This is a genomic window from Roseicyclus sp., assembly GCF_052168335.1.
Classification (GTDB): Bacteria; Pseudomonadota; Alphaproteobacteria; order Rhodobacterales; family Rhodobacteraceae; genus Roseibacterium.
Map to the genome: position 1 here is coordinate 1 of NZ_JBQLZP010000584.1, position 6,520 is coordinate 6,520.

Here is a 6,520-nt window from a genome sequence, read left to right on the forward strand (position 1 = left end):
GTAGTCGCCGAGCGTGAGCGAGAAGGTGAAGATCGCCCCCGCCACGATCCCGGGCAGCGCGAGCGGCAGGATCACGTAGCGCAGCGTCTGCCCCCGGTCGGCGCCCAGATCGCCCGCGGCCTCGAGCATCGAGGGCGGGATGCGCTCGAGCGCGGCCTGGATCGGCAGGATCATGAAGGGCAGCCAGACATAGAGGAAGACGAGGAAGGTTCCCGTCCAGCTCACCGAGAGCGAGTTGCCCCCCAGCACCGGCAGCGACAGGTAGGCCGCGAGCAGCCAGTCGAGATGCAGCGTCTCGAACATCCAGTTGAGGATGCCCTCCCGCGCGAGGATCAGCTTCCAGGCGTAGACCTTGACGAGGTAGCTCGACCACAGGGGCAGCATGATCCCGAGGTAGAACAGCGCCTTCCACCGCCCGCGGGCATAGCGCGCGGCGTAGTAGGCGATCGGGAAGGCCACGAAGGCGGCGGCGATGGTGACGGAGGTGACCATCGCCAGCGTGCGCAGGATGATGTCGAGGTTGGCGGCCCGGAAGAGCTCGCCATAGGTCCTGAGCGTGAACTCGTAGTTGATGAGGCCCGAGAACTCGTCGATCGAGAAGAAGCTCTGCGCGAGCAGCGAGAAGAGCGAGCCGAGATAGACGATCCCGAGCCACAGGAGCGGCGGCAGGAGCAGCAGGAACAGAAGGAACCGCGGCCGCCGCCAGAGCGTGTCGGAGGCGCGCGCGACGGGTCCGATCGCCGCCTCAGCCATCCGCCGCCCCCGTCATGACATGGAGCGCGTCGGCGTCCCAGTCGAGCCGGACCCGCGCACCCTCCGCCGGTACATCCGCGCCCTTGGGCAGGAGGACGGACATGCGCGCGCCCTCCACCTCGACGAAGAGGCGGGTCGAGGCCCCGAGGAAGGAGGCGCCGGTGACGGTCGCCTCGAGGCCCGCGCCGGTCAATCGGATGCGCTCGGGCCGGAGCGAGGCCGGGTGCCGCTGCCCCGTCAGGCGCTCGACGAGGGACGCCGGCAGCACGTTGGAGGAACCCACGAAATCCGCCACGAAGGGCGTCGCGGGGCGGTCGTAGACCTCGACGGGCGTGCCGACCTGCTGGATGCGCCCCTCGTTGAACACGGCGACGCGGTCGGCCATCGACAGGGCCTCGCCCTGGTCGTGGGTCACGAAGACGAAGGTGATGCGGAGCTGGCGCTGGAGGCTCTTCAGCTCCTCCTGCATCTGCTCGCGGAGCTTGAGGTCGAGCGCGCCGAGCGGCTCGTCGAGGAGAAGCACCTTGGGCTTGTTCACCAGCGCGCGCGCCAGCGCCACGCGCTGCCGCTGCCCGCCCGACAGCTCGGAGGGCTTGCGGTCGGCATAGCCCGGAAGCTTCACCATCTCGAGCGCGGCCTCGGCGGCGCGGTGGCGCTCGGGCCTCGGCACCCCGGCGACGCGCAGCCCGAAGGCCACGTTGTCGCGCACGTTCAGGTGCGGGAAGAGGGCATAGTCCTGGAAGACGGTGTTGACCGGCCGGCGATAGGGCGGCGTGCCGGTCACGTCCTCGCCGAAGATGCGGACGCGGCCCGCGTTCGGCCGCTCGAAGCCCGCGACCAGCCGCAGCGAGGTCGTCTTGCCCGACCCCGACGGCCCGAGCATGGCGAAGAACTCGCCCTCGGCGATCTCGAGATGGAGGTCGTCGACGGCGCGCACGGTGCCGAACTGGCGTGTCACGCCCTCGAAGCTGATCGCCGATGCCATGGATTGCCTTTCGTCGGCACCCGCCCGCGCGGGGCGGGTGCCTGTCGCGGGGACGGGATTACCGTCCACCGATCACCCCGATGTAGTCCGAGACCCAGCGGTAGTAGGGCACGCACTCGCCGTTCTGGCTCTCGCAGTTCGTGACCGGCGTGGTCCAGAACCGGATGCGCTCGAAATCGTCCATGCCGTTGCGGGTGCAGCCCTCGGCGGTCTGCATCCCGCGCCCGTCCGTGCAGGCGGCGGGCACGCCCGGGTTGGCGCCGAACCAGACCGAGAGGTCGGACATCAGGTTCGACGAAAGCGTGTGCTCCATCCAGAGATAGGCGCAGTTCGGGTTCGGCGCGTCCACGTGCATCATCGTGGTGTCGGCCCAGCCCGTGGCGCCCTCCTCGGGGATGACGCTCGCCACCGGGGCGCCGTCGGCCTGGAGAAGGTTCACCTGGAACGGCCAGGACCCCGAGGCCGCCATCCCCTCGTTCTTGAAGTCGTCGATCTGGATGAAGGCGTCGTGCCAGTAGCGGCTGACGAGCTGGCGCTGCTGGCGCAGGAGGTCGAGGGCCGCGTTGTACTGTTCCTGGTTCAGCTCGTAGGGCGAGACGATGCCGAGCTCGGGCTGGTGATACATCAGGTACTGCGCGGCGTCCGCGATGTGGATCGGCCCGTCATAGGCCTGCACGCGGCCGACGTTCGACTGCCCGTCGGGCAGCGTCGTCTCCTCGAACACCACCGACCAGCTCGTCGGGGGCGTGTCGCCGAAAACCTCGGTCGAATACATCAGGACGTTCGGGCCCCACATGTAGGGCACGCCGTAATGCACGCCGTCCACGACGTACCACGGCGCGTTCTGGAGGCGCGGGTCGACCGTGTCCCAGCTCGGGATCAGGTCGAGGTTGATCGGCTGCACGCGCTGACCGGCGACGAGGCGGAGCGAGGCGTCGCCCGACGCGGTCACGAGGTCGAAGCCGCCCTCGTTCATCAGCGCCACCATCTCGTCCGAGGTGTTGGCCGTCTGCACGCGCACCATGCAGCCCGTCGCCTCCTCGAAGCCCGTGACCCAGTCGAACTCGGCCATGGTCTCGCCGCGCTCGATGTAGCCGGGCCAGGCAACGATGCGCAGTTCGCCCTCGGGCTCGCCGATCTCGGTCATCTGTGCCGCGAGCGGCTGGGCCGCGACGATCAAGGCCGCGGCAAGGGCCGTCGTCGATTTCAGAACGTCCTTCATGGGATCCCCCTCTGTTGATCTTGGCGCCTGGCAGGGAGCATCCGCCACGGGCACCGAGTCCGGCAAATTCAATATTCAGGAGGGTGAATTCGGAAATTCCGATATTACCGCAGGCGCGGGCTGTGGTAGCTGTGCGCGACCGAGAGGAAGGCGCGCGTCGCCTCCGTCATCCCCGCCCCCCGCCGCCAGACGAGGCCCACCTGCACCACGGGCAGCTTGCCCGAGATGTCGCGGCTCTCGATCCGGTCGCCCTCGAGCGACCAGGGCCGGTAGACGAGATCGGGCAGGAGCGCCACGCCCGCGCCGCTCGCCACGAGGGAGCGAACCGCCTCGACCGACCGCGTGCGGAACGCGATCCTGAGGTTCGCGCGGTAGGCCGAGGTCAGGCGCATCGTCTCGGCCTGCATCTCGTCCACGTCGAGCAGGATCTGCGGCTCGTCCTTCAGATCCTCGAGCGAGATGCTCTCGACGTTGCTGAGCCTGTGGCCGATCGGCAGCCAGAGGCGGAAGGGCGAGACGGCGAGGATCTCGCTGTGCAGCGCGTCGCGGTCGCGCAGGTTCGAGACGACCATGACCGCGATGTCGAGCTCGCCCCCGACGATCAGGTGCTCGAGATACTCGCCCGTGTCCTCGACCGCGTTGACCTCGATCTCGGGACAGGCGCGGCGGAAGCGGGCGAGGATGTCCGACAGCACGTAGCCCGCCGTCAGCGAGGTGACGCCGACGTTCAGCCGCGTGCCCTTCGCCACCGGCGTTCCGTCGAAGATCGTCTCGGCGTTCGAGACCTCGGCGAGGATGGCCTTGGCGTGCCGCAGGAAGACGTGGCCGTGATAGGTCGTCTCGAGCCCCCGGCGGCGGCGGTCGAAGAGCTTCACGCCGAGCCGCTGCTCGAGGTCCTTGATCGCCTCGGTGATCGCGCTCTGCGAGATGGCGAGCTCCTGCGCGGCCCGGCTGACCGAGCCGAACTCGGCCACGCCGACGAAATAGCGGACCTGCTTGAGCGTGAAGGACATGGGGCTCGGCCGGATCGGGGCGGGACGCGTCCGACCATAGACCGCGGCTCGGCGCACCGCCAGTTGGCTGTGCTCCCGGTCAGCCGGACCGGCCGAGGGCGAGGTCGATGCCGCCGATGGGCAGCCCCTCGAACCGCGCGGCCCAGGTCTCGCCCGCCGCGACGGGCAGCGCGCGGGTCAGCGTGCCGGTCGTGACGATCTCGCCCTCGGCGAGCGGCGCCGCCGACGCGATCCCCGGCAGCAGATCGGCGAGATGGCCCAGCGCGACCAGCGGCCCGCCGCCGAGCACGTTCGCGGCATGGCCCTCGTCCATCACCTCGCCGTTCCGCAGCAGCGTCGTGCGGAACCCCGACAGCCGCCCGACCCAGTCCGCCGCGTCCTCCGGCCGGACCTCGTGCATGGGTCCGTGCAGGAAGGCGCCGTGCAGTCCGAAGGCCGCGACGGTGTCGGCCGCCTCGAAGACCCATCCGGGAAAGACCGACTGCACCAGCTCGAACCCCGCGCAGATGCCCGAGACGCAGGCGATGAGCTCCTCCGGCCCCATGCCGGGCTCGGGCACGGCGGAGAGGCGGAAGGCGATCTCGGGCTCGATCCGTGGCTCGAGCAGCGACGAGGGGTCGAACGCCTCGCCCAGCGGGTGAACGGTGCTGTCGTACATGGTCCCGAAGATCGGGGCGGAGACGTTGTATTCCTCCCAGATCGTGCGGTTGGTGAACCCGATCTTGCGCCCGACGGGCCGCTCGCCCGACGCGATGCGAGCGGCCTCCACCTCGGCGCCCACGCGATAGGCCTCGGCCAGGGTGAGGCCCAGGTCGCGGCTGAACGGGGCGATCCGCTCCCGCTGGCGGAGGCAGTGGAGAAGCCGATCGGCGAGGGCCTTGGGGTCGGACATGCGCGGGACGTCGGGCAGTTGCGGGAGCGCCAGTCAAGCGATGCCGCGGCCCGCGGTCAAGGCGCTTCGCGGGGCTACCACAGGGCCGCGATGCCCGCCCCCGCCGCGATCAGCAGGACGTATCCCCCGGCCACCACGGCCCCGTCCCGCGCGGTGATCCCGATGGCGAAGACCGCGATGGGCAGCCCGAGGAGCGGCACGGCGACCGGGATCGCGCCGAGGACGACCAGCGAGCCGCCGGACAGGATGAGGAGCGCCGCGATGACGCTCAGCGATGCCTGCCCCGCCGCCAGCCATTCCATCCGCTCCACGAGGTGACGGGCGAGGAACCCGCTCACCGGTCGGACGCGGTCGGCGATGGCGCCGACCCGCGCGGCCGAGACGCCCCTGCGGCGCACGAAACGCGGCAGCCAGACGCCCTTGCGCCCCACGATCATCTGAACGCCGATGGCGGCGGCCAAAAGACCGAGCGCCCCACCGACGCCGGGGATCATGCCGATGGGCAGGATCATCAGGACCGCGACGATCATCAGGAGCGGCGCGTGCCCCTGCGCGCCGAAGGCGTCGACGAGGTCGCCCAGGGTGATCTCGTCGTCCGACCGGGCGAGCCTGCGGAGCCGGTCGATCAGGATCGGCACGGCCTCGGGCCCGGCCGTCGCGTCGGGGCCGGGCCCGTCTCTGGCGTCACGGGACGGCATGGACGGCCAACCTGCGGACCGACAGGCGGGTTCCGGGCAACGTCCCGCGAGGCGGTGGGGAACGCGCGCGACGCCCCGGCAGCCGTGCGCGCGGGCGGCGTCCGGTCCCCCCGTCCGGCGGCCGTTCAGGCCGTGAGCGCCGCGGCCGAGAGCGCCTCGTCCAGCCAGTCCCGCAGGTCGCGCGGGCGCGGGGGAAGCATCACCGCCTCCCCGCCGCAGAATGTGAGAAAGGCCGGCAGGTTCAGCGCGTTGACGCCGACGAGGACGGGCAGGCCGCGGCTCACGGCTTCGGCGATGGCTGTGCGGAACCCGCGCCCCTCGGCCTCGTGCTTGCCGAACTTGTTCACGATGAGGCAATCCGCCCGCGCGAGGCCGGCCTCCACGAGGCCCACCGCCTCCTCGAGCGCGCGCGGGTCGAGGCGGCAGCCGCGGGCGGCGGCGCCGAGATCCTGCGAGATGCGGAGGACCGGCCCCTCGGGCAACACCTTCACGTCCATGTCGCAGGGGCCGTCATCGGGCCGCGCGCTGTTGATCTGGACGGTGCCCGCGGCCCGGTGCCCCGCTGCCGCGGCCCAGTCGGCGAGCCCCTGGAGAAGGAGGTCGGTATCGCCCCGTCCCGGGGCCATCGTATAGGCGATCTGCATGGCGCGCTCCGTCTCAGCAGGCATGGAAGGGGAGGAACTCGACCAGCGCCCCGGCGGGCAGGTGGTCGGCCTCGGCGGGGATCAGGATGAGGCCGTCGACGCCGGGCAATCCGCCGACGCGGCCGGAATGGGTGGCCTCCTCGAAGACGACGACCTCGCGCCCCTGGCCGTCGAACCCGGCGATGCGCGCGGGGCGCAGCTCGCACCGGCCGGGCCTGCGGCGGATCCCGGCGGCGGTCACGACGTTGCGTCGCGCGGCCCCGGCCGAGGTCGCGCCGGACAGCGCCCCGAGGAGCGCCTTGCCGAAGAGTTG

7 protein-coding genes and 1 pseudogene are annotated in these 6,520 nt (G+C 71.1%); all 8 read right to left on the reverse strand.

Going from position 1 to position 6,520, the window contains the following annotated elements; translation table 11 throughout:
• On the reverse strand, positions 1–753 hold a 753-nt coding region (locus ACTS11_RS17920), incomplete at its 3' end, for an ABC transporter permease (protein ID WP_442641658.1).
• On the reverse strand, positions 746–1,738 hold the full coding sequence (locus ACTS11_RS17925) for an ABC transporter ATP-binding protein (RefSeq protein ID WP_442641659.1): 993 nt from the start codon (positions 1,736–1,738) through the stop codon (positions 746–748). The genes ACTS11_RS17920 and ACTS11_RS17925, both read right to left, overlap by 8 nt.
• Positions 1,739–1,796: 58 nt before the next feature.
• Positions 1,797–2,960, reverse strand: a complete 1,164-nt coding sequence (locus tag ACTS11_RS17930) for an ABC transporter substrate-binding protein (protein ID WP_442641660.1) — start codon at positions 2,958–2,960, stop codon at positions 1,797–1,799.
• A 104-nt stretch (positions 2,961–3,064) separates the two neighbouring features.
• The gene (locus ACTS11_RS17935) at positions 3,065–3,973 is read right to left on the reverse strand and encodes a LysR family transcriptional regulator (protein WP_442641661.1); all 909 of its coding nucleotides are present in this window, start codon (positions 3,971–3,973) and stop codon (positions 3,065–3,067) included.
• Between the two features lie 79 nt (positions 3,974–4,052).
• Positions 4,053–4,865 carry a 2-keto-4-pentenoate hydratase gene (locus ACTS11_RS17940; RefSeq protein ID WP_442641662.1) on the reverse strand — a complete coding sequence of 271 codons (813 nt, stop codon included), beginning with the start codon at positions 4,863–4,865 and terminating at the stop codon, positions 4,053–4,055.
• 74 nt (positions 4,866–4,939) lie between these two features.
• Positions 4,940–5,563 carry an exopolysaccharide biosynthesis protein gene (locus ACTS11_RS17945; RefSeq protein ID WP_442641663.1) on the reverse strand — a complete coding sequence of 208 codons (624 nt, stop codon included), beginning with the start codon at positions 5,561–5,563 and terminating at the stop codon, positions 4,940–4,942.
• Positions 5,564–5,688: 125 nt separating this feature from the next.
• Positions 5,689–6,207, reverse strand: a complete 519-nt coding sequence (locus ACTS11_RS17950) for a DUF2478 domain-containing protein (RefSeq protein WP_442641664.1) — start codon at positions 6,205–6,207, stop codon at positions 5,689–5,691.
• A 13-nt stretch (positions 6,208–6,220) separates the two neighbouring features.
• A pseudogene (locus tag ACTS11_RS17955) lies at positions 6,221–6,520 on the reverse strand (gephyrin-like molybdotransferase Glp); the annotation flags it as partial.

Excerpts from the sequence above, each read along its gene's own strand:
- ACTS11_RS17930 (WP_442641660.1), bottom strand. The coding sequence starts at position 2,960 with ATGAAGGACGTTCTGAAATCGACGACGGCCCTTGCCGCGGCCTTGATC.
- ACTS11_RS17940 (WP_442641662.1), bottom strand. The coding sequence starts at position 4,865 with ATGTCCGACCCCAAGGCCCTCGCCGATCGGCTTCTCCACTGCCTCCGC.
- ACTS11_RS17945 (WP_442641663.1), bottom strand. The coding sequence starts at position 5,563 with ATGCCGTCCCGTGACGCCAGAGACGGGCCCGGCCCCGACGCGACGGCC.
- ACTS11_RS17925 (WP_442641659.1), bottom strand. The coding sequence starts at position 1,738 with ATGGCATCGGCGATCAGCTTCGAGGGCGTGACACGCCAGTTCGGCACC.
- ACTS11_RS17950 (WP_442641664.1), bottom strand. The coding sequence starts at position 6,207 with ATGCAGATCGCCTATACGATGGCCCCGGGACGGGGCGATACCGACCTC.
- ACTS11_RS17935 (WP_442641661.1), bottom strand. The coding sequence starts at position 3,973 with ATGTCCTTCACGCTCAAGCAGGTCCGCTATTTCGTCGGCGTGGCCGAG.